Annotated in this window: 24 protein-coding genes and 1 other RNA gene; 12 read left to right on the forward strand and 13 right to left on the reverse strand. The window is 69.4% G+C overall.

The annotated features are described in order from the left end of the window. Positions 1-5: 5 nt before the first annotated feature. From mraZ to dapF, 10 genes are all read right to left on the reverse strand, one after another. A complete protein-coding gene (gene mraZ, locus QM782_RS05470) occupies positions 6-440 on the reverse strand; it encodes a division/cell wall cluster transcriptional repressor MraZ (RefSeq protein WP_415201906.1) in 435 nt (144 codons plus the stop codon). 283 nt (positions 441-723) lie between these two features. Then, positions 724-2,082 (reverse strand): ATP-dependent protease ATPase subunit HslU, encoded by a 1,359-nt coding sequence (gene hslU, locus QM782_RS05475; RefSeq protein ID WP_415201907.1) that lies wholly within the window; start codon positions 2,080-2,082, stop codon positions 724-726. Positions 2,083-2,084: 2 nt separating this feature from the next. Next, positions 2,085-2,630 (reverse strand): ATP-dependent protease subunit HslV, encoded by a 546-nt coding sequence (gene hslV, locus QM782_RS05480; protein ID WP_415201908.1) that lies wholly within the window; start codon positions 2,628-2,630, stop codon positions 2,085-2,087. 92 nt (positions 2,631-2,722) lie between these two features. Continuing rightward, complete coding sequence (locus QM782_RS05485; protein ID WP_415201909.1) at positions 2,723-4,342, reverse strand: STAS domain-containing protein; 1,620 nt, start codon at positions 4,340-4,342, stop codon at positions 2,723-2,725. Between the two features lie 51 nt (positions 4,343-4,393). Next, the gene (gene dksA, locus QM782_RS05490) at positions 4,394-4,876 is read right to left on the reverse strand and encodes an RNA polymerase-binding protein DksA (protein ID WP_415201910.1); all 483 of its coding nucleotides are present in this window, start codon (positions 4,874-4,876) and stop codon (positions 4,394-4,396) included. Positions 4,877-5,065: 189 nt separating this feature from the next. Continuing rightward, the gene (locus QM782_RS05495) at positions 5,066-6,115 is read right to left on the reverse strand and encodes a CobW family GTP-binding protein (protein WP_415201911.1); all 1,050 of its coding nucleotides are present in this window, start codon (positions 6,113-6,115) and stop codon (positions 5,066-5,068) included. Between the two features lie 55 nt (positions 6,116-6,170). Continuing rightward, complete coding sequence (locus QM782_RS05500) at positions 6,171-7,373, reverse strand: class I SAM-dependent rRNA methyltransferase (RefSeq protein WP_415201912.1); 1,203 nt, start codon at positions 7,371-7,373, stop codon at positions 6,171-6,173. Next, entirely contained in the window at positions 7,370-8,293 is a 924-nt protein-coding gene (locus tag QM782_RS05505) for a tyrosine recombinase XerC (RefSeq protein ID WP_415201913.1), read from the reverse strand. The genes QM782_RS05500 and QM782_RS05505 overlap by 4 nt, the downstream gene beginning before the upstream one ends. A gap of 4 nt (positions 8,294-8,297) precedes the next feature. After that, positions 8,298-8,978, reverse strand: a complete 681-nt coding sequence (locus QM782_RS05510) for a DUF484 family protein (protein ID WP_415201914.1) — start codon at positions 8,976-8,978, stop codon at positions 8,298-8,300. Beyond that, on the reverse strand, positions 8,975-9,865 hold the full coding sequence (gene dapF, locus QM782_RS05515; RefSeq protein WP_415201915.1) for a diaminopimelate epimerase: 891 nt from the start codon (positions 9,863-9,865) through the stop codon (positions 8,975-8,977). The genes QM782_RS05510 and dapF overlap by 4 nt, the downstream gene beginning before the upstream one ends. 54 nt (positions 9,866-9,919) lie before the next feature. Between dapF and QM782_RS05520 the strand changes: the two genes are divergently transcribed. Genes QM782_RS05520 through QM782_RS05530 form a run of 3 tightly spaced genes read left to right on the forward strand, consistent with a single transcriptional unit; the run spans position 9,920 to position 12,883 of the window. After that, positions 9,920-11,566, forward strand: coding sequence for an MBL fold metallo-hydrolase (locus tag QM782_RS05520; protein ID WP_415201916.1), 1,647 nt, complete (start codon positions 9,920-9,922; stop codon positions 11,564-11,566). A 50-nt stretch (positions 11,567-11,616) separates the two neighbouring features. Further along, positions 11,617-12,195 (forward strand): flavin reductase family protein, encoded by a 579-nt coding sequence (locus tag QM782_RS05525; protein ID WP_415205597.1) that lies wholly within the window; start codon positions 11,617-11,619, stop codon positions 12,193-12,195. Then, positions 12,185-12,883, forward strand: coding sequence for a S4 domain-containing protein (locus QM782_RS05530; protein WP_415201917.1), 699 nt, complete (start codon positions 12,185-12,187; stop codon positions 12,881-12,883). Before QM782_RS05525 ends, QM782_RS05530 begins: the two co-directional genes overlap by 11 nt. Before the next feature lie 61 nt (positions 12,884-12,944). Here QM782_RS05530 and QM782_RS05535 read toward each other — a convergent pair whose 3' ends face one another. Continuing rightward, a complete protein-coding gene (locus QM782_RS05535; protein ID WP_415201918.1) occupies positions 12,945-14,369 on the reverse strand; it encodes a mannitol dehydrogenase family protein in 1,425 nt (474 codons plus the stop codon). A 127-nt stretch (positions 14,370-14,496) separates the two neighbouring features. Here QM782_RS05535 and QM782_RS05540 point away from each other — a divergent pair, with 127 nt between their 5' ends. The 6 genes from QM782_RS05540 to manD are packed head-to-tail and all read left to right on the forward strand — an operon-like array spanning position 14,497 to position 19,534. Next, positions 14,497-15,240, forward strand: a complete 744-nt coding sequence (locus QM782_RS05540) for a FadR/GntR family transcriptional regulator (protein ID WP_415201919.1) — start codon at positions 14,497-14,499, stop codon at positions 15,238-15,240. A gap of 44 nt (positions 15,241-15,284) precedes the next feature. After that, positions 15,285-16,127, forward strand: coding sequence for a substrate-binding periplasmic protein (locus QM782_RS05545; RefSeq protein WP_415201920.1), 843 nt, complete (start codon positions 15,285-15,287; stop codon positions 16,125-16,127). 27 nt (positions 16,128-16,154) lie between these two features. Then, positions 16,155-16,820 carry an amino acid ABC transporter permease gene (locus QM782_RS05550; protein WP_415201921.1) on the forward strand — a complete coding sequence of 222 codons (666 nt, stop codon included), beginning with the start codon at positions 16,155-16,157 and terminating at the stop codon, positions 16,818-16,820. A 13-nt stretch (positions 16,821-16,833) separates the two neighbouring features. After that, on the forward strand, positions 16,834-17,493 hold the full coding sequence (locus QM782_RS05555) for an amino acid ABC transporter permease (protein WP_415201922.1): 660 nt from the start codon (positions 16,834-16,836) through the stop codon (positions 17,491-17,493). 59 nt (positions 17,494-17,552) lie between these two features. Then, positions 17,553-18,284 (forward strand): amino acid ABC transporter ATP-binding protein, encoded by a 732-nt coding sequence (locus tag QM782_RS05560; protein ID WP_415205598.1) that lies wholly within the window; start codon positions 17,553-17,555, stop codon positions 18,282-18,284. 38 nt (positions 18,285-18,322) lie between these two features. Further along, positions 18,323-19,534, forward strand: coding sequence for a D-mannonate dehydratase ManD (gene manD / locus QM782_RS05565; RefSeq protein WP_415201923.1), 1,212 nt, complete (start codon positions 18,323-18,325; stop codon positions 19,532-19,534). Positions 19,535-19,649: 115 nt separating this feature from the next. Here manD and rnpB read toward each other — a convergent pair. Next, positions 19,650-19,968: RNase P RNA component class A (rnpB, locus tag QM782_RS05570), an RNA gene on the reverse strand. 63 nt (positions 19,969-20,031) lie between these two features. Here rnpB and cysK point away from each other — a divergent pair. Beyond that, entirely contained in the window at positions 20,032-20,949 is a 918-nt protein-coding gene (cysK, locus tag QM782_RS05575) for a cysteine synthase A (protein WP_415201924.1), read from the forward strand. Positions 20,950-21,108: 159 nt separating this feature from the next. On the opposite strand, the gene QM782_RS05580 is transcribed toward cysK, so the two are convergent. Next, positions 21,109-23,172: an acyltransferase family protein gene (locus QM782_RS05580; protein WP_415201925.1), complete on the reverse strand. Its 2,064-nt coding sequence runs from the start codon at positions 23,170-23,172 to the stop codon at positions 21,109-21,111. A gap of 188 nt (positions 23,173-23,360) precedes the next feature. Here QM782_RS05580 and QM782_RS05585 point away from each other — a divergent pair, with 188 nt between their 5' ends. Together QM782_RS05585 and QM782_RS05590 are read left to right on the forward strand one after the other, a co-directional pair. Beyond that, positions 23,361-24,386, forward strand: a complete 1,026-nt coding sequence (locus tag QM782_RS05585; RefSeq protein ID WP_415201926.1) for a hypothetical protein — start codon at positions 23,361-23,363, stop codon at positions 24,384-24,386. A gap of 50 nt (positions 24,387-24,436) precedes the next feature. Beyond that, positions 24,437-26,107: an NAD(P)/FAD-dependent oxidoreductase gene (locus QM782_RS05590; RefSeq protein WP_415201927.1), complete on the forward strand. Its 1,671-nt coding sequence runs from the start codon at positions 24,437-24,439 to the stop codon at positions 26,105-26,107. Positions 26,108-26,124: the final 17 nt, after the last annotated feature.

Below are 26,124 nucleotides of genomic sequence, written 5' to 3' on the forward strand. Positions count from 1 at the left end.
GTGCCTCAGAACGCCAGGCCCTTGAACGATTCGGGCGGCGGCGCGCGCATGGCCTCTTCTTCCTTGGCCTTGTGGGTTGCCTTGTCCCACAGCTCGAAGTGGCTGCCCATGCCGATCAGCATGACTTCCTTGTCGATGCCCACGCCCTCGCGCAGTTCGGGTGCGACCAGCACGCGGCCGGCGGCGTCCATCTCCACGTCCAGCGCATTGCCCAGGAAGATGCGCTTCCACCACTGGCCTTCGGGCGGCAGGGCCATGATCTTCTCGCTGAACGCCTCCCAGGCATCGCGCGGAAAGACCATCAGGCAGCCGTGCGGGTGCTTGGTGATGGTCAGCTCGATGCGCTCGCGGCCCTCCTTCTGCAGGGCGGCCCGATACCGGGTCGGCATGGAAAACCGACCCTTTGCATCGAGACTGAGCGACGAAGGCCCTTTGAACACCAGACACCACCTTGGAACCGCGCAGAGGAAAAAGGGGCCCCGCCAGCCCCAATTTCCCACATAAATCCACTTTCTCCCACTGTAGCACCAAAAAAGCGCGGCACCTGGACCGGTGCCGCGCTTTTTCGTGAATCAAATCAATGACTTAGCTAGCAGATTCGCAGCAATGACTGAACGCAAAAAACGTTAAAAATGAAGTACTTATGCTGACTTTTGCATGCAAAGCGTCAGCTCGGTGACAGATGTCCACTGTGCACAAACACAGAGTGCGTTTTTCCACCATTCAGAGGATGTAGCGCGAGAGGTCCTCGTTGCGGCTGAGCTCGCCCAGGCGCGCGTCCACGTAGGCGGCATCGACGACGACGGTCTGGCCCTGCAGCCTGGCGGCCTCGAAGCTGACCTCGTCGAGCAGGCGCTCCAGCACCGTGGCCAGCCGGCGCGCGCCGATGTTCTCGGTGCGCTCGTTGACGTCGTAGGCGATGGCGGCCAGCCGCGTAACGCCTTCGGGCGTGAACTGCAGCGTCACGTCCTCGGTGGCCAGCAGCGCCTGGTACTGGCGCGTCAGCGACGCATGGGTCTGCGTCAGGATGGCCTCGAAGTCCTGCACCGACAGCGACTGCAGCTCCACCCGGATCGGAAAGCGCCCCTGCAGCTCGGGAATCAGGTCGCTGGGCCGCGACAGGTGGAACGCGCCGGAGGCGATGAACAGCATGTGGTCGGTGCGCACCACGCCGTACTTGGTCGACACGGCCGCGCCCTCGACCAGCGGCAGCAGGTCGCGCTGCACGCCCTGGCGCGAGACCTCGGCCGCGCCGCCCTCGCTGCGCGAGGTGACCTTGTCGATCTCGTCGATGAAGACGATGCCGTTCTGCTCGGCGTTGTGCACGGCCTGGACCTTGATCTCCTCCTCGTTGACGAGCTTGGCGGCCTCCTCCTCGGTCAGCAGCTGCATGGCCTCGGCGATGCGCAGCCGGCGCGTCTTGCGCCGGCCCTGGCCGAGCTGGCTGAACATGCCGCGCAGCTGCTCGGTCATCTCCTCCATGCCGGGCGGGCCCATGATCTCCAGCGCCTGGCGCGCGTCGGCCACCTCGATCTCGATCTCCTTGTCGTCGAGCTGATGCTCGCGCAGCTTCTTGCGGAACGCCTGCCGCGCCGTGCCGTCGGCCGGCCGCTCGGCCGGCGCCGCGCTGGCGGAAAAACCGAAGCCGTCGGCCGCCGGCACGCGCGCGGGCGGCAGCAGCACATCGAGCACGCGCTCCTCGGCGGCGTCCTCGGCGCGTGCGCGCACCTTGCGCATGGCCTGCTCGCGCGTCTGCTTGACGGCCACGTCGACCAGGTCGCGGACGATGGTGTCCACGTCCTTGCCGACGTAGCCGACCTCGGTGAACTTGGTGGCCTCGACCTTGATGAAGGGCGCATCCGCCAGCCGGGCCAGCCGGCGCGCGATCTCGGTCTTGCCGACGCCGGTCGGGCCGATCATCAGGATGTTCTTGGGCGTGATCTCGGCGCGCAGCTTCTCGTCGACCTGCTGGCGGCGCCAGCGGTTGCGCAGCGCGATGGCGACGGCGCGCTTGGCCTCCTTCTGGCCGACGATGTGGCGGTCGAGTTCGGAGACGATCTCCTGGGGGGTCATCGAAGACATGTTCAGAGCACCTCGATCGTGTGGTGCATGTTGGTGTAGATGCAGATCTCGCCGGCAATGGCGAGCGACTTGCGCACGATCTCCTCGGCCGGCAGCTCGGTGTTCTGCAGCAGCGCGACCGCGGCCGACTGCGCATAGGCGCCGCCCGAGCCGATGGCCACGATGCCGTGCTCGGGCTCGAGCACGTCGCCGTTGCCGGTGATGATCAGCGAGGCGTCCTTGTCCGCCACGGCCAGCATCGCCTCCAGCCGGCGCAGCACGCGGTCGGTGCGCCAGTCCTTGGTCAGTTCGATGGCGGCGCGCGCCAGGTGGCCCTGGTGCTTCTCCAGCTTGGCCTCGAAGCGTTCGAACAGCGTGAAAGCGTCGGCCGTGGCGCCGGCGAAGCCGGCCAGGACCTTGCCGTGGTAGAGCTTGCGCACCTTGCGCGCCGAGCCCTTGACGACGATGTGGCCGAGCGTGACCTGGCCGTCGCCACCGATGGCGACCTGCACGCCGGACGGCGTGGCGCGGCGCACGCTCAGGATGGTGGTGCCGTGAAATTGCTCCATGGATGGGAAACCCGGGGTTGGAAAGCGTGGAAGGCGGACGCCACCGTGCAGCGGTTGCTGCCGGCCGGCGGGCGCGGCGGACGCTGGTTCCGTCAGCCGCGGTAGGGCAGGATTGTCGCGTGTTCGGCCACGCCGATCACGTGGAAGAACAATGCCACCAGGCGGTGCATGCCCTGGAAGCGCACGTGCCGGCCGGCACCCTGCTGCTCGGCCGCCCAGTTCAGCACCGAGCCGGCGGCCGCGAAGTCGATGCGCACCAGCGCCTGGCAGTCCACCACCAGCGGCTCGCCCGCGCCGGCACGCCCGGCGATCGCCGCCAGCGCCGGCATGGCATCGCCGCGCACGACGCCGGACAGCGCACCGTCCGGCGCCGGCTCGGTGCCGGACGGTGCGCTGCCGGCGCCGGGCTCCCACGTCGAGAAGCCGCAGCGCGACGGCTCCCAGGCCGGCGGCGGCACCTCGTAGGTGATGCAGTATTCCAGTCCCACCAGGTCGAACTCGTCGGGCCGGTGGGCCACGCGCAGCCAGGCGAGGCGCAACCGCCACCAGTCGGCCGGCTGCTCGCGCTGGCCGGACACGGTGTGCTGGCGCAGCAGCAGCTCCAGCTGCGCGGTGCCGCCGCAGTGCAGCCGGGTCTCGCGGCCGGCCCAGTCGGCCAGCAGCCGCACCAGCGGTTCGACCGCGTCGAATTGCAGCGTGACCAGCGGCGACCAGTCCAGCCGCAGCACGGCAGGCCGGCGCTCGGCCGCCTGCACGGCCAGCGCCACCACGTCGTCGGCGCCCAGCACGCCGGGGCAGGTCCAGTCGTGCTGGCCGCCGGCACCGCGCTCCGCCTCGTCGGCCGGGCTCGCGGCGGGCTCGGCGATCGGGCGCCAGGCGGGCGCCGCGCCCTCGCCGCGCATCGCGAAATCGATGGCCATGGCGTCGAAGCGGGCCTGCTGGCCGGTGGCGCGGTACAGGTCGAACAGCGCGGCCCAGGCCCGCCGCCGGGCCGACAGCGGCGCCCCGCCGTCCAGCACGGCCAGCAGCGCGGCCTCGGCGCCCTGGTCGTCGCCGTTGGCGAAGCGGATCGCGGCCTCCTCCAGGCTCGGGTCGAGCTGCAGGACCTCGTCGACGGCGGCGGCGCCGAACGACAGGTCCAGGCCCGGCAGCATGTCCTCCGCCGGCGCGGCGCCGGCCCGGGCATCCGGCCGCTCCGACGGCGGAATCACGTCGGTGGCGGCGAAATCGGTCTGGCGCGACTCATCGGCGCCGCGCGGCACGCCGTCCGACAGCCCGGAATGCACGGTGGGCGCGAACTGCCGCGAATGCTGCGCCTCCTCGCCCGACGGCATCGCCTCTCCCCCGGCACGGGGGCGGGGCCACTGCTGCGCCATCTGGGCCTCGATCTCGTCGATCTTCTGCAGCGTGCCGGCGCGCTCGGTGTTGCCGGGCTGGTCGCTGTCGAAGAACGAGGGCGCCGCGGAGGACAGCGGCGCCGGCATCGTGCCGGCCGTGCCGCGCCGGCGCAGCCGGCGCAGCTGGTCGAACTCCCGCCTGCGCACGAAGTCGTTCGCGCGCTTGCGTTCGATCATCTCCTTGAGCACCTGCTTGCTGTAGCGGCTCTCGCGGTCCTCGGCCGGATGCTGGTCCGACCAGCCCAGCGTCGGGCCGCGGACGAAGCGGGCGACCTTGGACAGCAGTCCGCGGGAAGGCTGATCGTCCTGGGGCATGCAAGGAAAAGCGCGCGGTCGGAACGGTGCGGAGGAATGCCGGCGCGGCGCTCAGTCGCCGAACATCTTCTGCTTGAGCTCGCGGCGCTGCTGGGCCTCCAGCGACAGCGTGGCCGTCGGGCGCGCCAGCAGGCGGCCGACGCCGATCGCCTCGCCGGTCTCGTCGCAGTAGCCGTAGTCGCCGGCGTCGATGCGGGCGATCGACTGCTCGATCTTCTTGAGCAGCTTGCGCTCGCGGTCGCGCGTGCGCAGTTCCAGCGCGTGCTCTTCCTCGATCGTGGCGCGGTCGGCCGGATCGGGCACGACCACGGTGTCCTCGCGCAGGTGCTCGGTGGTCTCGCCGGCGTTGTTCAGCATGTCCTGCTTCAGCGCCACCAGCTTGTGGCGGAAGAAGGCCATCTGCTTGTCGTTCATGTATTCCGAATCCGGCATGGCCAGGACTTCGGCGTCGGTCAGTTCCTCGGCCGACTTGGTCTTCCAGTTGTTGGCCAGCTTGGGATCCTTCTTCAGGGCGGCGAATGACGGAGCAATCATGGGGAAGACATCTCTTGCTGAAAACGGAAGGCGGCGGGGGAACCCCACCGCCGGCGGCCACGGATAGTACGGGTATTTGGACGGTCCGCGAAGCCCTCGTACCGGCGTCGGGATCGGCCGCGGTCCGCGGCGTCGGCCCGGTTTATACCCCCATTGGCGGGCTTTTCCGCGCCGGCGCCCCGCCGCCCGTCAGACCAGGCACTGCTCCAGGCCCTGCACGAAGATGTCCTGCGGCAGGTCGATGCCGATGAACACCATCTTGCTGGTGCGCGGCTCGCCCTCGGCCCAGGCCGGGCCGAGGTCGCTGCCCATGAGCTGGTGCACGCCCTGGAAGATCACCTTGCGCTCGGTGCCCTGCATGTGCAGCACGCCCTTGTAGCGCAGCATGCGCTGGCCGTAGATGTTGACCACCGCGCCCAGGAAGTCCTCCAGCTTGGCCGGGTCGAACGGCCGCTCGGCCTTGAACACGAAGCTCTTGACGTCGTCGTCCACATGGTGGTGGTGGCCGTGGCCGTGCGCATGCGAGGGATGGTCGCAGTGCTCGCCGTGCGCGTGGTCATGGTCGTGGTGGTCGTGCGCGTCTTCCTGCAGGAAGTCCGGGTCGATGTCCAGCTTGGCGTTCAGGTTGAAGCCGCGCAGGTCGAACACCTCGTTCAGCGCCACCTCGCCGAAGTGCACGGCCTTCTGCGGCGCGCGCGGATTCATGTGCTTCAGGCGGTGCATCAGCGCGTCGACCTCGTCCTGGGCCACGAGGTCGGTCTTGCTGATGAAGATCTGGTCGGCGAAGCCCACCTGGCGGCGCGCCTCCTGGCGCTCGTTCAGCTGCTCGGCCGCGTGCTTGGCGTCCACCAGCGTCAGGATCGAGTCCAGCAGGTAGCTCTCGGCGATCTCGTCGTCCATGAAGAAGGTCTGCGCGACCGGCCCGGGATCGGCCAGGCCGGTGGTCTCGATGACCACGCGGTCGAACGCCAGTTCGCCCTTGCGCCGCTTCTCGGCCAGCATGGACAGCGTGGAGCGCAGGTCCTCGCGGATCGAGCAGCAGACGCAGCCGTTGTTGAGCTGGATGATCTGTTCGCCCGGCTCGGACACCAGGATGTCGTTGTCGATGTTCTCCTGGCCGAACTCGTTCTCCACCACGGCGATCTTCTGGCCGTGGGCCTCGGTCAGCACGCGCTTGAGCAGCGTGGTCTTTCCGGCGCCGAGGAAGCCGGTGAGGATGGTGGCGGGGATCAGGCTCATGGGCTGCCTCGAAACGCAAAAGCGGCAAAGTTTAGTGGCCCCGGCAAGACCATGCTCAGGTCTTGCGCATCACGACCAGCCCCTTGAGGTACTCGCCCTCCGGAAAGCAGATCGTCATCGGGTGGTCCGGCGCGGCGCCGGTGCGCTGCACGATGTAGCCGTCCACCCCGGCGTCGATGCCGGCGCCGGCCACGATCTTGTGGAACAGGTCCGGCGCGATGCCGCCGGAGCAGGAATAGGTGAACAGCACGCCGCCGGGCTCCAGCAGGCCGAGCGCCAGGCGGTTGATGTCCTTGTAGGCGCGCGCGGCGCGTTCGGCATGCGCCGCCGTGGGCGCGAACTTGGGCGGGTCGAGCACGATGGCGTCGAAGCGCCGGCCCTCCGCGGCGAAGCGGCGCAGCGTGGCGTTGACGTCGGCGTCCAGGCAGTCGGAGCCGGCCGGGTCGAAGCCGTTTAGCGCCACGTGCGCCTGCACGCGCGCCAGCGCCGGGCCGGAGGAGTCGACCGAGGTCACTCGCCCGTCCCGCACGCCCGCCGCGCGCATGCCGGCCAGCGCCGCCACGGTGAAGCCGCCGGTGTAGCTGTAGCAGTTCAGCACGCGGCGGCTGCCGAGCCGCGCCACGGTGTCGGCGAACAGCCGGCGGCTGTCGCGCTGGTCCAGGTAGTAGCCGGTCTTGTGGCCGGTGGCCACGTCCAGCGTCAGCCGCCAGCCGTGCTCGGTGATCGTCAGCCCGGTCGGTCCCCCGCCGCGCAGCCAGCCGGTGGCTTCGGGCAGGCCCTCGAGGCCGCGCACGCTGGCGTCCGAGCGTTCGTACAGGCGGTCCAGGCCGGTCAGGTCGAGCAGCGCGTCGGCCAGCGGCTGCTTCCAGCGCTCGCTGCCCGCGGCGCCGAACTGGGCGACCAGCGTGTCGCCGTAGCGGTCGACCACCAGGCCGGGCAGGCCGTCGGCCTCGCCGTGCACCAGGCGCAGCGCGTCGCTGGCGATCGGCAGGCGCTCGCGCGCCGCGATGGCCCGGGCCAGCCGTTCGCGCAGGAAGGCGGCGTCGATGCGCTGGCCCTCGTCGAAGCTCCATGCGCGGGCGCGGATGCGCGAGGCCGGGCTGAACGCCGCCCAGGCCAGGAAACGGCCGTCGGCGGCCTCCACGCGCACGGTCTCGCCGGCATCGCCGCCGCCGCGCGCGATGGCCGACTCGAAGATCCAGGGATGGCGGCGCAGCAGGGATTTCTCCTTGCCCTCGCGCAGGCGGATGGTTTTCATGGGTTCTTGCGCCGGGCGCGCGGGTGTGCGGCGTCGTAGGCCCGCGCCAGGTGCTGGAAGTCCAGCCGCGTGTAGACCTGGGTGGTGGCGATGTTGGCGTGGCCCAGCAGTTCCTGCACCGCGCGCAGGTCGCCGCTGGACTGCAGCACGTGGCTCGCGAACGAATGCCGCAGCATGTGCGGATGCACCGGCGTGGCCAGCCCGGCCTGGCGGCTGCGCCGGCGCAGCCGCTGGCGGATCGCCTGCTGGGTCAGCCGCGTGCCGTGGCGGCCGATGAACAGGGCCGGGTTCAGCGCCGTGCCGCTGCCGCGCAGCGCCAGCCAGGCGCGCAGCGCCTGTCCGGCCGCATGGCCGATCGGCACGCTGCGCCGCTTGCTGCCCTTGCCCAGCACGTGCGCCTCGCCGGCGTCCAGGTCGACCCAGCCGAGCGCCTGCGGGCCGGGCGCCACGTCCAGGCCGGTCAGCTCGGCCACGCGCAGGCCGGCGCCGTACAGCAGTTCGACCATCGCGGCGTCGCGCGCCTCCAGCCAGGGATCGTCGGCCTCGCCGGCGAACTCGGCCAGCTGCACGGCATCGTCCACCGACAGCGCCTTGGGCAGCGGCTTGCCGGCCTTGGGCGCGCGCACGTCCTGCACCGGATTGGCGGCGACCCGGCCCTCGCGGCCCAGCCAGGCATAGAAGCCGCGCCAGCCCGACAGGATCAGCGCGATGCCGCGGCCGCTGCGCCCGCCGGCGTGCATCTGCGCGACCCAGCGGCGCACGTGGGCGCCGTGCACCTGCGCCAGCGCCACCTGGGCGGCCTGGGCGAACGCCTGCAGCTTCTCCAGGTCGCCGCGGTACAGCGCCAGCGTGCGCGCGGCCAGGCGGCGCTCCACGCGCTGGTACTCGAGATAGCGCCCGACCAGCGCGGCGTCGTCCATCGGCCTACTGCAGGCGCGAGAGCGCGGCGCCGGCCAGTTCGGCGATGCGCTCCAGGAAATCCGTGCCCATGCCGGACTCGAAGCGCGCCGGGTCGGGCGAGGCCAGCACCAGCATGCCGAAGGCCGGCTCGGCGCCGCCGGGCCCGCCGGTGCGCAGCGGCATCAGCGCGACCGACATCGCCTCGGCCGGCGCAGGCAGCCACTGCACGGCCTCCAGCCCCGGGTTGACGCCGCAGAACGGCGCGGTCAGCGAGGAGGCGAAGCTCTTCGCATCCTCGCTGACGCCCTGGGCGAAGCCATGGCCGGCGTACTCGCCCGCCACGTGCCAGACCTTCAGCGCCGCCTGCGGCACGCCGAACTCGGCCTGCACCTCGGCCACGATGCGCTGGGGCAGTTCCGCCGGCGCGCGCGCGCGCAGCAGGCTGCGCGCCCAGCGCTGCAGCTTGTCGGCGATCAGCATGTTCTCGTTGCCGTGGCGGATCATGTCCATGATCCGGCGCTCCAGGCCCTTGATCTTCTCGCGCAGCATCTCGGCCTGGCGCTCCTGCAGGCTGACCGCGCGATTGCCGTGCGGGCTGGTCAGCTGCACGGCCGTCAGCAACTCGGCATGGCGCTCGAAGAAAGCCGGGGTGTGGATCAGGAAGTTGGCGATGTCGTCTTCGGTGATCGGGTGGGTGGGGGTCATGCGGGGATTCCGGGAAATCGGTCGGGAAGGTCGATCTCGCCTTCGAAGACGGTCTGCGCCGGGCCGGTCATGCGCACGGGCTGGCCGGGACCGTCCCAGGCAATGGTCAGCAGGCCGCCGCGGGTGTGCACGTCCACCGGGCTGTCCAGCCAGCCCTGGCGGATGCCGGCGACCACGGCGGCGCAGGCGCCGGTGCCGCAGGCCAGCGTCTCGCCGGCGCCGCGCTCGTGCACGCGCAGCTTCACGCGGCGGCGGTCCAGCACCTGCAGGAAGCCGGCGTTCACGCGGTTCGGAAAGCGCGGATGGTGCTCGATCCGCGGGCCCTGCTCGGCCACCGGGGCGGCGTCCACGTCGTCCACGCGCTGCACGGCATGCGGATTGCCCATGGACAGCACGGCCAGCTCGACGATGGGGCCGCCGGCCTCGTCGTCCAGCGCCAGGTGCCAGGGGCCGACCTCGGTGGCGCCCACGGGCGCCAGGCCGGCCGCGTCGAACGGCACGGCCGCGGGCGTGAACACCGGTGGCCCCATGTCCACGGTCACGCGGCCGTCGGCCTCCATGGCCGGCGCGATCACGCCGGCGGCGGTGTGCACGCGCAGGCGGTCGCGGTCGGTCAGGCCGTGCTCGCGCACGTAGCGGAAGAAGCAGCGCGCGCCGTTGCCGCACTGCTCGACCTCGCCGCCGTCGGCGTTGTGGATCACGTACTCGAAGTCCACGCCCGGGCCGGTGGACGGCCGCACCGACAGGATCTGGTCTGCGCCGACGCCGAAATGCCGGTCGGCCAGGAAGCGGTACTGCTCGGGTCCGAGGTTCAGCAGGCCGCGCGTCTCGTCCAGCACCACGAAGTCGTTGCCGGCCCCGTGCATCTTGGTGAATCGGATTCGCATGGGGCGGGATTATCGCGGCGGCACGCCGGCGCCGCAGCCGGCAGAATCACCGCCATGCCCCGCCCCAGCCAACTGCTCCACCCGCAGCGCACCCCCGCCGTGCCGCGTCCCGCCGCCACCGTGCTGCTGCTGCGCGACGCGCCGGCCGGCCCCGAGGTGCTGCTGACGCGCCGCTCGGCCAGCGCCAGCTTCACGCCCGACGTCTTCGTGTTCCCGGGCGGCGCCATCGACGCGGCGGACCACGCGGCCGGGAGCCTGGCCACGCGCCGCGGCGGCCAGGACGATGCGTGGCTGGCCCCGGCCGTGGCCGCCGTGCGCGAGGCCTTCGAGGAGCTCGGCGTGCTGCTGGCGCGCCATGCCGACGGCCGCTGGGCCAGCGCCGCCGACGTGCAGGCGCTGGAACGGCGTGCGCCGCTGCTGCCCCAGTGCGCCGAGCGCGGCCTGGTGCTGGCCACCGACCAGGTGTTCGCGTTGGCGCACTGGACCACCGGCCCCGATCAGCCGCGGCGCTTCGAGGTGCCGTTCCTCGTCGCGCGCATGCCGGCCGGCCAGCAGCCGGTGGCCGACGAGGCCGAGCAGTTCGAACCGGTCTGGATCCGCCCGGCCGAGGCGCTGGAGCGCCATGCCGGCGGCGGCTTTCCGCTCATCCTGCCGACGCGGCACACGCTGCAGCGCCTGCAGCCCTACGCCAGCGTGGACGCCGTGCTGGCCGCCTGCGCGCAGGGCGGGCCGCTGTGGACGTCCTGCCCGCGCGGCGGCTGGCTGGGCGGCCGGGAAGTGCGCGTCATGGAGCACGAGCCGGCCTACGGCGAGCTGGCCCTGGTCTGCCCCGACGGCCAGCTGCTGCACGCGCTGGACTGGCGCCACGACCGCCCCGTGCAGCTGCTGCGCCACCTGCAGCGCCTGACCTGCGGCAACCCGGGCGCGATGACCGGCCCCGGCACCAACAGCTACCTGGTCGGCGACGCCGCCAGCGGCTTCGTCGTGATCGACCCCGGCCCGCCGGACCTGGCGCACCTGGAGCGGCTGTTCGAGGCCGCCGGCGGCGACGTGCGCGCCATCGTCTGCACGCATTCGCATGCCGACCACGCGCCGCTGGCCCGGCCGCTGGCCGACCGCGTCGAACGGTCCGGCCGGCCGCGCCCGCCGGTGCTGGGCCTGGCCTCGCGCCCGACCGCGCGCCCGGCCAGCCACTTCACGCCGGACCGCGCGCTGGCCGACGGCGAGCGCCTGGTGCTGCAGGGCGACGGTGGCATCGCCCACACGCTGCGCGCCATCCACACGCCCGGCCACGCGGCCAACCACGTCTGCCTGGTGCTGGAGGAGGACGCGCTGCTGTTCAGCGGCGACCACATCCTGAACGGCAGCACCACCGTGGTCGACCCGCCCGACGGGCACATGGGCGACTACCTGGCCTCGCTGGACAAGCTCGCCGCCGCCTGCGCCGAGGCCGGCATCGCCTTCATCCTGCCGGCGCACGGCCATGTGCTGGGCGACGCGCCCGGCGCCATCGCGCGGCTCCGGCAGCACCGCCTCGCGCGCGAAGCCAAGGTGCTCCAGGCCATGCGGGCGATCCCCGGCGGCGGCCCGCGCGACTGGGTGGCCATCGCCTACGACGACGTGCCGCAGCGCATCTGGCCGGTGGCCGAGCGCTCGATGCTGGCGCACGTGGAGCACCTGCGCGAACAGGGCCTGGCGTGAGCGACGCGATCGACTTCTCGGCCCTCACCGAGCACCAGCGCTACAAGCTGATGGCCAGCCTGATCGTGCCGCGGCCGATCGCGCTGATCACGACGCTGAACGCCCAGGGGGTGGTCAACGCCGCGCCGTTCAGCATGTTCAACATGCTCGGCGAGGAGCCGCCGATCGTGATGGTCAGCATCAACCGGCGGCAGGACGGGGACCTGAAGCACACGGCGCAGAACATCGTGGCCAGCCGCGAGTTCGTGGTGCACATCGCCGACGAGGCCATGGCGCGGCAGATGCACCGCTGCGGCGAGAACTTTCCGGCCGAGGTCAGCGAGCTGGCCGCCGTGGGCCTGACCGCCGCGCCCTGCCGCCAGGTGCGCCCGCCGCGCATCGCCGAGGCGCCGGTGGCCTTCGAATGCACGCTGCACGAGCTGCTGGAGACCGCGAGCCGGCAGATCTTCATCGGCCGCGTGCTGTGGCTGCACGCGCGCGAAGGCCTGGTCGACACCGAGGCCTGGCGCGTGCGGCTGCAGGCGTACTTTCCGGTCGCGCGCTTCGGCGCCAGCTTCTACGTGCACACGCGCGAGCGCTTCTCGCTGGAAGCCGGCGCGGCGCCGCGCACGGCAATCGATGAGCTCTGACCCGCACGGCGAACGCCTAGCCAAGCGCGTCGCCGCGCTGCGCGGCTGCTCGCGGCGCGAGGCCGAACTGCTGATCGCCCACGGCGCCGTGGCCGTCGATGGCGTGCCGGCGACCGCCCCGCAGCAGCGCGTGCGCCCCGGCCAGCGTGTGGACGTGGCACCGGACGCCCGCCCGCAGCCGCTGCCGCCGGCCACGCTGCTGGTGCACAAGCCCGCGGGCCTGGCCTGCGACGCAGCGGATTTCTGGGCCGCCCTGCAGCGCGACGCCAGCGACGCCGCCCATGGCCGCCCGGCCCTGCCCGGGCTGTTCATGGGCCAGCGCTGCGCGGCGCCGCTGGCCGCGCCGGAAAGCGGCCTGGTGGTGTTCACGCAGGTGGCGGGCGTGGCGCGCCGGCTGGCCGACGCCGAAGCGCCGCTGGAGCACGAGTTCGCGGTCGAGATCGCCGGCCCGGTGGCGCCCGAGGCCCTCGCGCGCCTGCGGCCGGCCCGCGCCAGCATCGCCGCCCACAGCGCGCAGCGCACGCTGCTGCGGCTGGTACTGCCGGACGGCGCGGCGCCGGGCGAGGCGCTGCGGCTCTGCCTGGGCCTGGCGCCGCAGGCCGTGCGCCGCCTGCGCATCGGCCGGCTGCCGCTGGCCGGCCTGCCGCCCGGGCACTGGCGCTGCCTGCGCCCGGCCGAACGGTTCTGACAGGGTGTCTGCCCGGGGGCGCAGGCGGGTGGTCGCCGCCCGGTAGCCCGAAGACACCCCCTCAGGCTGCGATCTCGTAAAGCGCGGCGGCCGATCCGCCCGCCCGGATACGGCGCAGCCAGTGCGCTACGCGCGGCACCCAGCGCGAATCGGTCGCAAACTCCGGAGGCCACATCGGCCGGAAGCCAAGCAGGGCGTGCACGAGCGCGTCGGTGTCATCCGCATGGGCGTGCGCGAGGGCCTGCAGCGCCTGCGCGTGCGGGTCGGACAGCGCATAGGCGCCACCGTCTTCGTCCCTGCCCTGCAGATAGCGCATCCACACCGCGCAGGCAAATGCGAGCAGGTCCACCGATCGGCCAGCGTCCAGCGCTTCGCGCAGCGCAGGCAGCCAGCGCAGGGGAATCTTCAGCGAACTATCCGTTGCGATCTGGTGCACGCGGTGGTGCAGATGCGGGTTGGCGAAGCGCTCGATCAGCGCGTCGCGGTATTGCGGCAGCTCCGGCCGGGTCAGGCCGGGCATCGCCGCCTGCGTCATGAAAGCATGCACGAAGCGGCGCACCGGCGGCCTGGCGATGCCGTCGGCCACCGTCTCCCAGCCCTGTACCGCGCCGAGCAGCGCCAGCGCTGTGTGGCTGCCGTTGAGCATGCGCAGCTTGGCATCCTCGAACGGCTTGACCTCGTCGACCAATGTCACACCCGCGGACGCCAGCGCATCCGCGTCAGCTGGATCGGCCAGGCGCCGCTGTAGCACCCACTCCCAGAATGCCTCCGTGCTCAAGGCCGCTTCGTCGTTCACGCCCAGGGCGGCGGCGGTGGCTTCGCGCTGCGCTTCGGTGGCGGCCGGCACGATGCGGTCGACCATGCTGTTCGGAAAGGCGCAGCACTCGCCGATCCAGCTCGCCAGCACCGCGTCACGTGCTTGGGCCTCGGCCAGGCAGAGCGCCTGCAGCTTGCGGCCGTTGTCCGTCAGGTTATCGCAAGAGGCGATGGTCAGGCCCGGCCGCCCCGCCACGCGCCGCGCAGCCAAGCCGTCGACGATGAGCGCGGCCAAGTCGGGCCCGTAGCCCTTCTCTGTGACAGTCAGCGTAAGCCAGCGCGTGGCATCGGCGGCGATGGCCCTAACCACCCGATCCCGCTCGCGGGTCGCCACGCAAGTGTGCAGCAGAGCGCCCGGTACCTGCCAGCGAAGGCCGGCGGCGGAGGCGATCTGCACGGAATATAGGCCGTCCTGCGTTGCCAGCGCGTCAGCCAACGCGGTACTGCGCATCGCCACGCCGCACACACCCCAGCGGCGGTCGCCCGCGGCGAGAAGCCGGTCGAACACGATGGCCTGGTGGGCCCGGTGAAAAGCGCCGAGCCCGAGATGGACCACGCCGGCAGGCACAGCGGTGCGCTCAAAGCCGGGGTACTGCACGTCGGCGCCGGTATCCAGCGCGCGGGCCGGCAAGCCGGCACGCAGACGCTCTGACGAAAGAAGGTTCTGCATGGAAACGGAAGGAAGCGAAGAGATCGAATTGGAAACCGGATGGACCAATATTCGATAGTGGTAAACCACTAGTGCAATTTGGTCTCCCACTTTAAACAATTGGTCCTACCACTTTGAGCCATTCACTATGCACCTGCGCGTCATTCCCAATCCGAGCGGGCCCGAAGGCGAGGGCAAGCCAACCGATCGCTCATACCTGCGCCTGGCGTCCCAACTGCTGCAGTTGATCGCGCAGGGCGAGATCAAGGTCGGCGAGCGCCTGCTCTCCGAACGTGCACTGGCCGAGCGCTTCGATGTGAGCCGGACTTCGGTGCGCGAGGCCATGATTGCGCTGGAGATCCAGGGCATCGTCGAGGTGCGCGGCGGCTCGGGCATCTATGTCACACAGCAACCGGCTGCGGCGACGGCCTCGCAACCGGCTTCGCCCTTCATCCCGGCCTCAGAGCCCGGCCCCTTCGAGTTGCTACGCGCCCGCTGCCTGATCGAGGCCGAAATCGCTGGCGTGGCCGCCGAGTCGCGCAAGGATGCCGACCTGGACCGCATCTTCATCTCGCTGACCGAGATGCGGGAGAACCTCGACAACAAAGAAGCCAACGAGGCGGCCGACCAGCAGTTCCACCTGCGCATCGCTGAATCCACCGGCAACAGCGTGCTACTGCAGATGGTGAGCGCGCTGTGGGCACAGGCGCGCGGTCCGGTGTGGAACAAGATCGAGCACCACTTCCACACGCCGGAACTACGGCTGGCCTCCCATGCCGACCACCAGCGCATCTTCAAGGCGCTGGTGGCGCGCGATGGAGCCGAGGCGCGCCTGGCGATGCGCGCGCACATCGAGCGCGTGATCAACGAATTCACCCAGGCCTGGCGCTGAGGCGCACGGGCTTCCCTGCCTCATCCCAAACAAGGAGACATGACATGAACAAAGCCTACCCATCTTCCCTGCGCTGCCTCGCCACCGGCGCGGCGCTGGCGCTGGCCGCCTCCACGCTGCTGGCTCAGACCCCGCCGGCGCCAGGCGCGAGCCCGCGCATCGACGCCATCCGCAAGGCCGGCGAACTGCGCGTGGGCGCGCTGCAGAACGCGCCCTGGCTGATCGCCAACACCAGCGGCGAGGGCGAAGCGTGGAGCGGTCCGGCCTGGATGCTGGCCAAGGAGTACGCCCGGCTGCTCAACGTCAAGCTGGTGCCGGTGGCGGTGTCGCACGAGACCAAGGTGCCGGTACTGGCCTCCAACCAGGTCGACATGACGATCAGCCCGCTGGGCGAGACGCCCGAGCGCCTGAAGGTGGTGGACTTCGTCATCTACTCCTCCACCTCGGTATGCATGTTCGGCCGCGCCGATAACAAGAAGTTCGCGGCCGCGCAGTCTGTCGATGCACTCAACAGCCCCGACGTGACCATCGCCTACTTCACCGGCGGCGCTGAGGAGAATTGGGTCAAGGAACGTTTCCCCAAGGCCAAGCTGCGCGCCGTCGCCAGTTCGGGCGCCACCGCGCCGGTGGAAGAAGTGATGGCCAAGCGTGCCGACGCCGCTCCCATCAACCGCGTGCCCTGGGTCGGCCTGCAGCAGAAGGTCAAGGGCCTGGCCGTCCTGCCACGCGAGAACAACTGCCAGACCAGCAGCGAGAAAGCCTCACCGGTCGGACTGGCGATCGACAAGGGCCAGCCGGCCTACCTCGACTGGCTGCGCCAGGTTGCCAAGGCGCAGAAGGCGCAACTGGACGCAGACGAGGCGCGCATCGTCGGCACGATGAAGTAGCGGTGCCGCCGTCCAGAGGACCTGGCCATGGACTTCGACTTTTCCCCCATCGCCGACAACTGGCGCTTCTTCGCTGGCGGCCTGGGCATCACCGTGCTGCTGAGCGTGGTCAGCGCCGTGACGAGCATCGCCGCCGGCCTGCTGATCGCACTGGCGCGCATGTACGGTCCCGGCTGGGCGCGCAAGCTGCTGGTGTTCTACATCGACAGCATGCGCGCGGTGCCAGTGCTGGTGGTGCTGGTGTGGATCTACTTCGCGCTGCCGCTGCTCACCGGCATCGCCTTCCCGCCCTTCTGGGCTGCGCTGGTGGCGCTGACATTGCACATCGCGGCCTACGCGGCCGAGGTGTTCCGCGCCGGCATCGAATCGGTGCGCCCGGGCCAGACCCGCGCGGCACTGGCACTGGGCATGTCGCGCGCGCAGATCCTGCGCAAGGTGGTGCTGCCGCAGGCCACCGTTCGCATGCTGCCGGCTTTCGGCTCGATCCTCACCATTGCCATCAAGGACACGGCGATCGCCACCGTGATCGCCGTGCCCGAGCTGATGCATCGCGCCGAGACCATCGCTGGCCAGAGCTACCGGCCTGTGGAGGTCTACACCGCGGTGATGGTGGCCTTCTTCTGCATCCTGTTCCCGGTCACGCGCGCGGTGGATCGCCTCTACCAGCGCGTCGCACACCTGGGCCGTTCCTGAGGAGGACCAAGCCATGAATCTCGACTGGTCCGTCGTCTGGACGCACCGCGACGCGTTGGTCAGCGGAGCGCTGATGACCGTCTTGCTGACAGTACTGACCATGCTGCTGGCGCTGCCCGGCGGAATTGCCCTGGCGCTGATGCGGCTGTCGGCCCACCGGCTGCCGCGCGGCGTCTCGATGGCGTTCGTGGAGTTCTTCCGCAACCTGCCGTTGATCCTGGTCATCTACTGGGCCTTCTACGTCATGCCGATGGTGTTCGACGTGCAGTTCTCGCCCTTCACGACGGCGGTGGTGGCGCTGGTGCTGAACGTATCGGCCTACAACGCCGAAACCTTCCGCGCGGGCATCAACTCGATCCGCAAGGGGCAGATGGAGGCCGCGCTGGCCATGGGCATGTCGCGCCGGCAGGCCATGTTCAAGGTGGTGATCCCGCAGGCCGGCCGCCGCATCCTGCCAGTGATCGCCAGCACCTGGGTCTCGCTGTTCAAAGATACCTCGCTGGTCTCGGTGATCGCCGTGAGCGAGCTGGCCTACAGCGCCATGCAGATTCGCGCCCAGACCTTCCGTGTGCTGGAGATGCTCACCGCCATGGCGGTCCTCTATTGGTTGATGGGCTATCCGCAGGCCAAGCTGGTCGACTGGATCCACCGCAAATACGGAGTCAAGGAATGAATCAGACTGCTGTCGCCACCTCCGCCACGCACGTACGCAAGAGCGCCGACCTGCCGCCGGTGCTGGTCTACGAAGGGGTGCGCAAGCACTATGGGAGCTTCGTCGCGCTCAACGGCGTCTCGCTGCAAGTCAACAAGGGCGAAGTGATGTGCCTGATCGGGCCCTCTGGTTCGGGCAAGTCGACGCTACTGCGCTGTACCAACGCGCTGGAGGTGATTGACGGCGGCCGTGTGCTGCTGGATGGCGTACCGCTGCCGGCGCAGGAATCGGAGGTACGCAAGGTACGCCAGCGCATGGGCATGGTGTTCCAGAGCTTCGAGCTGTTCCCGCACAAGTCGGCGCTGGACAACGTGGCGATGGGCCCGGTCACCGTGCTGGGCATGGCAGAGGACAAGGCCCGCGAGCGCGCCATGGCGCTGCTGGAGAAGGTGGGCCTGGCCGCCAAGGCCGGCAACTTTCCGGCCAACCTCTCGGGCGGCCAGCAGCAGCGCGTGGCGATCGCTCGCGCGCTGGCGATGGAACCCGAGGTGATGCTGTTCGACGAGCCCACTTCCGCACTCGACCCCGAGACCGTGGGAGAGGTACTCAGCGTGATGCAGAAGCTCGCGCAGGAAGGCATGACCATGATCGTGGTCACGCACGAGATGAGCTTCGCCCGGCGCGTCGCTGACTGGGTGGTGGTGTTCGAGTCCGGCGCCATCATCGAGCAGGGACCGCCCGCGCAGATCTTCGACAACCCGACGGTGGAGCGCACGCGCGACTTCCTCGGCCACCTTGGCTGGCACGGCTGAGCCCCGGCAACCCCTTGTCCCTTCCCCACTCGAACGCCATGAAAATCACCAACGCCCGCGTCATCGTCTGCAGTCCCGGCCGCAACTTCGTCACGCTCAAAATCGAGACCGACGAGGGGCTCACCGGCATCGGCGACGCCACGCTCAACGGCCGCGAACTCGCGGTGGCCAGCTACCTGCAAGACCATGTCGTTCCCTGCCTGATCGGGCGCGATGCGCACCAGATCGAAGACATCTGGCAGTACCTCTACAAGGGCGCCTACTGGCGCCGCGGCCCGGTAACGATGAGCGCCATCGCTGCCGTGGACACGGCGCTGTGGGACATCAAGGCCAAGGCGGCCGGCCTGCCGCTGTACCAATTGCTGGGCGGCAAGAGCCGCAGCGGCGTGATGGTCTACGGCCATGCCAACGGCAGCGACATCGAGCACACCGTCGACGAGGTGCTGCGCTATGCCGACGAGGGCTACAAGGCGATCCGCGCGCAGAGCGGCGTGCCGGGGCTGGAAAAGGTGTACGGCGTAGGCACGGGCACGCGCTTCTACGAGCCGGCCGACAGCGACCTGCCGGCCGAGCATGACTGGTCGACCGAGAAGTACCTGCGCCATGCGCCGAAGCTGTTCGAGCGCATCCGCGAGAAGCTCGGCTTCGAGCACCACCTGCTGCACGACGTACACCACCGCCTGACGCCGATCGAGGCCGCGCGTCTGGGCAAGGACCTGGAGCCCTGCCGTCTGTTCTGGATGGAAGACCCCACACCGGCCGAAAACCAGGAAGCCTTCCGCCTGATCCGCCAGCACACCACCACGCCGATGGCGGTGGGCGAGATCTTCAACTCGGTCTGGGACTGCAAGGATCTGATCCAGAACCAGTTGATCGACTACATCCGCGCAACCGTGGTGCATGCCGGCGGCATCACGCACCTGCGACGTATCGCAGACCTGGCCGCGCTCCACCAGGTGCGCACCGGCTGCCACGGCGCCACCGACCTGTCGCCGGTATGCATGGGCGCAGCGCTGCACTTCGACTTGTGGGTGCCCAACTTCGGCATCCAGGAGTACATGCGCCACACGCCCGAGACAGACGCCGTGTTCCCGCATGCCTACACCTTCGACCAGGGCATGCTGTATCCGGGCGATGTGCCAGGCCATGGCGTGGAGATCGACGAAGCGCTGGCCGCCAAGTACCCCTACAAGCGCGCCTACCTGCCGGTCAACCGGCTGCAACGGGACGGCACGCTGTGGAACTGGTGACCTCGCGTGCCGACACGCATCGGTCAATCCCGAGAGCTGCGTGGAAGCCGCCTTGCCAGCGGCTGCAAAGCCCCGCCGCGCGGGCTCTTTCATTTCGGGAACACCGTCTAGAAAAGTGTGAAGCCCGCCGATACGCCGGATTCTGTGCGCCGGGGTCGCCCCCGGCGTGGCCGCCATTCCTCTGGGCCGCCTGTCGCCAGGCGGCTCGATGCTACCTACCCGCCGGCTCCGCGGAGCCACATCGACGCCGGCCTATTTGGTATTGCTGCGCGCAGAGATTGCCCGTTTCACCCGAACTCAATCGGCTCGTCTCTGTTGCTCTGATCCTCACCTCGCGGTGGAGAGCCGTTAGCTCCTGCGCTGCCCTGTGCAGTCCGGACGTTCCTCCAGTGCGGCCTTTCGGCACTTGCACCAGCGGCGGCCTAGCGGGCTTCACCCGCGGGATTATCGCCCGGGCGCACAATGCGCGGCTGTTTTCAACCGACAGGAGCCAACGCATGAAGGCCGACAACGTCCTGCACACCATCGGCGGCACGCCGCACATCCGCATCAACCGCCTGTTCGGTGACGCGGCCCGGGTCTGGGTCAAGTCCGAACGCAGCAACCCGGGCGGCTCGATCAAGGACCGCATCGCGCTGGCCATGGTCGAGGACGCCGAGCGGTCCGGCCGGCTGCAGCCCGGCGGCACCATCATCGAGCCGACCTCGGGCAATACCGGCGTCGGCCTGGCCATGGTGGCGGCCGTCAAGGGCTACAAGCTGATCCTGGTGATGCCCGACTCCATGTCGATCGAGCGCCGCCGCCTGATGCTGGCCTACGGCGCCAGCTTCGAGCTGACGCCGCGCGAGAAGGGCATGAAGGGCTCGATCGCGCGCGCCGAGGAACTGGTGGCCAGCACGCCCGGCGCCTGGATGCCCCAGCAGTTCGAGAACCCGGCCAACATCGAGGTGCACGCCCGCACCACGGCGCAGGAGATCGCGGCCGACTTCCCCGACGGGCTGGACGTGCTGATCACCGGCGTCGGCACCGGCGGCCACCTGTCGGGCTGCGCGCGGGTGCTCAAGCAGAAGTGGCCGCAGCTCAAGGTGTTCGCGGTGGAGCCGCAGGCCTCGCCGGTGATCTCCGGCGGCCAGCCCGCGCCCCACCCGATCCAGGGCATCGGCGCCGGCTTCGTGCCGAAGAACCTGGACACCGCCCTGCTGGACGGCGTCGTGCAGGTCGACGCCGAGGCCGCGCGCGAGATGGCGCGCCGCAGCGCACGCGAGGAGGGCCTGCTGGTCGGCATCTCCTCCGGCGCCACGCTGGCGGCGATCGCGCAGAAGCTGCCCGAGCTGCCGGCCGGCAGCCGCATCCTGGGCTTCAACTACGACACCGGCGAGCGCTACCTGTCGATCGAAGGCTTCCTGCCGGCATGAAGCGGACCACGCCCTGGCGATCAGTTGCCACGCCCCTACGGCCCAGTCGCTGGGGCGGAACAAAACTGCCTGCACCACCCTGATCAAGCGCATCGTCCTGCCGTGCAGCTCGCTTTTCCTTGTGCGCAGCGTCGCCTGGTAGCGATGAAAGCTCAGCGATCAGAGCGTCGCGGGAAAACGCTGAAGCACAAGCCTTGCTCCCGCATTGGACAGGTGATTCGAGTCACTGTACAAAGCCTGGGATTCGACTACCGCCGCGCATCGGTCAACAAAAAACGTGTCGCACAGCGCACTCTCCGGACGAATCCTCACCAGATTAGGATGCTCACCCAGTTCGTCCAGAACCTTCTCTGCCCGCCGGTTCCTCCGTTGGTACTGCTCCTCGCTGGTCGATAAATTGACCCTGGCATTTGTCTTCAAGGCCAGCTTCTCGCCATCGACCGCAACATCCCACCCTGCCTCAGGTATCGGATACACGAGGTAGACGCGCTTCCCAGATTTCAGCAGACGGCCCAGATCTTCCGAAATGCATTTGGCGATGAAGGCTCGTCGATCTTCGTCGCTTCGATAGGCGCTTGAATTCTTGAATTCAATTCCGTCATACACCACCCTTTCCGTCGCACCGCGCTCGACACCCCCCTCGCCGTTGTCAAATCGGTCGAATTCCAGATACAACGTAAAACGTGCGGAAACAACGACGAATTCGATAGATGGGTCCGTCTCGATGAGACGGAATGCTGCCTCGTAGTGCTCATGGCATGCGTCCCCATAGCTCGGCATGTCAATTCGATACAGACCCGTCACCGGCGGACATCCGGCCTTCGTCAGCACGTAAGCCCCGCGACCTTGCGCCGCCAATACTTCGTCAAGCACGGTGGCCATCGATTCCGCGTGCGAATCGCCGATCAGCACGCCTGCAACAGCAGCCTTGCTGCCGACGACGACCCGCTCCGAGAGCGACCCTCTTATTTTATTGGAGTCCTGCGAGGATTTCGAAATCGCCATCGCGCTCTCGTTGAGCCGGCCAGGGAATCCGCCTGTCACGATACCGAGCGTACCGACGCCGATAAGCACCAGGGTACCGACCCCGCTAAACGCAAAAATCTGGCGCTGCCCGAAGCGTGCTCGATCCCTGAATGGCCGCTCTACAAATCGCCAGCTCAAATAGGCCAGAACCAGCGTCAGAATCACCAGCCAAATGAAGATGGTATGGCTCGGACTTCCGATGGAACCATGTCGGGCGAATGCAAACAATGGCTGGTGCCACAGGTATGCACTGTAGCTAATGAGGCCAATCCCCACAGGAAACGGATGTGAGAGCAGCTTGCCTACCGTCGTGCCTTGGCTTGCAAACAGGATGATGAGAGCCGTCCCCACAGTAGGAAGCAAGGTGTAGGCACTTGGAAACGGAATGGTGGAGTCGAACAGGAATATGGAAGAGACCAGCATGACGAGCCCCACCCATGCCAACACCTCCGCGACCGGCGGCTTCGGCACCCACTTTTCGGCCCGGGCAAGGTAGAAAGCGACAAAAGAGCCGATCAGCAACTCCCAGCACCGCGTGGGCAGGAGGTAGAACGCCGCATCAGGTCGATGCGTCGAAGCCCACTGTGCGGCACAAAGGCTCATCAATGCAATGACGCCCAGCGTCACCAAGATGCGACGTCGACCATATTTCCACATCACCAGCAGCAACACCGGAAAAACAAGATAATATTGCTCTTCGACCGCCAGACTCCAAGTATGGAGCAGAGGCTTCAATTCTGCCGAAATATCGAAATATCCACTGGTAAACCAGAACAGGACATTCGAGAGGTAGAGAGAAACAGCAACGAGGCTGTATGAAAACCTCTCCATATCCTCCGGCAAAAGCCATAGCCACGCGAGTGGCAAGCACACCAGCGCCACAAGAAAGAAGGCCGGCAGGATTCGCCGGGCGCGCCGCTCGTAGAAGGTGGCGATCGAGAACCGGCCCTCCTCATTTTCTTTCAGGAGAATCGACGTGATCAGATAGCCGCTGATTACGAAGAAAACGTCGACTCCGACGAAGCCGCCACTGAAGGCAGAAAACCCTGCGTGGAACAGGATGACCGGAATGACTGCAACTGCTCGAAGCCCATCCACTTCGCGACGATATTCCATTTTTTCCAGGCTAGAATTCTTCTTGGGAAGATGATTATCGAACAACCCGGCGCATTGCATGGCGCAATCACCAACGGTCATTTTTCAACAAGGTCATGCGATACGTTCTCCATGCGAGTTTACCCGAATGCATCGACTGCCCCTCTCGCAACTGACCAAACGCCGTACAGTTGGGCTGCTGTGTACCGCTCTACCGAAATTTCTGGCTTCTCGGCGCAATGGGGCCACTCGCTCTTCGGCCACGGCTTTGTTGGTTTAGCATGAATGCCATGCCTGACCTCGTCGCTGCGGCCGCACACGACCTTCCCCCGCTGCAAGCCGAATTCCACCGCCTGAGCGACGCCCTCGCCGCCGAGCGCGCGCGGCTGGAGCACTGGCAGCAGGCCAGCAGCGACTTCCAGCAGCAGCTGGCCGCGGCCACGGCACCGCTGCGGGCGCAGCTGCGCGCGGTCGACCGCAGCCTGCTGCTGTTCCTGGACCATGCGGCCGACCAGGCGAACCTGGGCCGCAGCGACCTGCGGCTGCTGCACGCGCTGGCGCGCGACATCGCCGCCATGCTGCTGCGCGATGGCGACGACGCCGAGCTGCGCGCGCTGCACCAGCGCCACCTGCATGCGGCGCCGGAGCCGGAATCCACGCCGCCACCGCCGGACGACGACACCCCTGCGGCCGCCGCACCGCTGCCGGACGACGGCGAGGACTGGATGGCCGCCTGGGAGCGCCTGGAGCAGGACCAGCACGCCACGGCCCACGCCCGTCAGCGCGAACGCGAGCGTCGCAAGGGCGAGGCGCGGCGCCAGCGCCGCGCGGCCCTGCCCCGGCCCGAAGAAGGCAGCCGGACGCTGCGCGAGGTCTACCGCCGGCTGGCCAGCGCGCTGCACCCCGACCGCGAGAGCGACCCGGCCGAGCGCGCGCGCAAGACCGCGCTGATGCAGCGCGCCAACCGTGCCTACGAAGCCGGCCGCCTGGTCGACCTGCTGCAGCTGCAGATGGAGACCGCGCAGATCGACGCGCAGGCCGTGGCCCGCATGGGCGAGGACGCGCTGCGCCGCGCCAGCGCCGTGCTGGCCGAGCAACTCGGCGAACTGCGCCAGGAGGCGGCCGACACCGAGGCCGCCTACCGCCGCCTGCTGAAGCTGGGCCACGGCGCCGAGGCCACGCCGGCCCGCGTCGCCCGTGCGCTGAAGGAGCAGGTGCGCGCGCTGCAGCAGGACGTGGCCTATTACGAATGGGAGCGCCAGGCGCTGCAGGACGATCCGCGCATGCTCAAGGAATGGCTGCGCGAGCAGGGCTGACCTATCATCGGCCGCCCCACCCGCCTCGCCCGATCGCCACGGGCCATGCCATGCTGAGACTCTCCGAGATCAAGCTGCCGCTCGGCCATGCCGCGCCGGCGCTGCCCGAAGCCATCGCCGCCAAGCTGGGGTTGCCCTCCTCGGCCATCGCCTCCCACACTGTCCACAAGCGCAGCATCGACGCGCGCAAGGCCCAGCTGCTGCTGGTCTACATCGTCGACGTGGAACTGGCACCCGGCCAGGACGAAGCCGCCGTGCTGGCGCGCCTGCGGGGCGACCCGCACGTGGCGAGCACGCCCGACATGGCCTGGCGCGCGCCGGTGCGGCTGGCGCAGCCGCCGGCGCAGCGGCCAGTGGTCGTCGGCTTCGGCCCCTGCGGCATCTTCGCGGCGCTGGTGCTGGCGCAGATGGGCTTCGCCCCGATCGTGCTGGAGCGCGGCCGGAGCGTGCGCGAGCGCACGCAGGACACCTGGGACCTGTGGCGCCGGCGCGTCCTGCACCCGGAGTCGAACGTGCAGTTCGGCGAGGGCGGCGCCGGCACCTTCTCCGACGGCAAGCTGTACAGCCAGATCAAGGACCCGCGCTTCCTGGGCCGCAAGGTGCTGGAGGAGTTCGTGAAGGCCGGCGCGCCCGAGGAAATCCTGTGGGAGGCGCACCCGCACATCGGCACCTTCCGCCTCGTGAAGATGGTGGAGAACATGCGCGCGGACATCGTGGCGCTGGGCGGCGAGATCCGCTTCGAGCACAAGGTCACGGACATCCTGGTCGACGGCGGCGCGCTGCGCGGCCTGGTGGTGCTGGACCAGGCCACGGGCCGCACGCACGAACTCGCCGCCTCGCACGTGGTCATGGCCCTGGGCCACAGCGCGCGCGACAGCTTCACGATGCTGCATGCGCGCGGCGTGCCGGTCGAGGCCAAGCCGTTCTCGATCGGCTTTCGCGCCGAGCATCCGCAAAGCCTGGTCGACCGCGCGCGCTGGGGCCGCCACGCTGGCCATCCGGCCCTGGGCGCGGCCGAATACCGGCTGGTGCACCACGCGCAGAACGGCCGCTCGGTCTACAGCTTCTGCATGTGCCCCGGCGGCACCGTGGTGGCGGCCACCAGCGAGCCCGGCCGCGTGGTCACCAACGGCATGAGCCAGTACTCGCGCGCCGAGCGCAACGCGAACTCCGGCATCGTGGTCGGCATCACGCCCGCCGACTATCCGACGACGTACGAACACCTCGACCTGCCGCCGTCGGCGCAGGGCCGGCCGCACCCGCTGGCCGGCATCGAGCTGCAGCGCCGGCTCGAATCGGCAGCCTACGTGCTCGGCGGCAGCGACTACAGCGCGCCCGGCCAGCTGCTCGGCGACTTCATGGCCGGACGGCCGTCCACCGCGTTCGGCGACGTGCAACCCAGCTACCGGCCCGGCGTGCGCCTGACGGACCTGCACCAGGCGCTGCCGGCCTACGCGATCGAGGCCATGCGCGAGGCGTTCGCGGCGTTCGCGCGCAAGATTCCCGGCTACGACCGACCCGACGCGGTGCTGACCGGCGTGGAGACGCGCACCTCCTCGCCGATCCGCATCGCGCGCGGCGCGGACGACCTGCAGTGCCCCGGCGTGGCCGGGCTGTTCCCGGCCGGCGAGGGCGCGGGCTATGCCGGCGGCATCCTGTCGGCCGGCGTGGACGGCATCAAGGTCGGCGAGGCCGTGGCCCGCGCCATGGCCAACCGCTGAACCCAGGCTCCGCGCTG

Source organism: Pseudorhodoferax sp. (genome assembly GCF_047601025.1).
GTDB lineage: Bacteria > Pseudomonadota > Gammaproteobacteria > Burkholderiales > Burkholderiaceae_C > Pseudorhodoferax.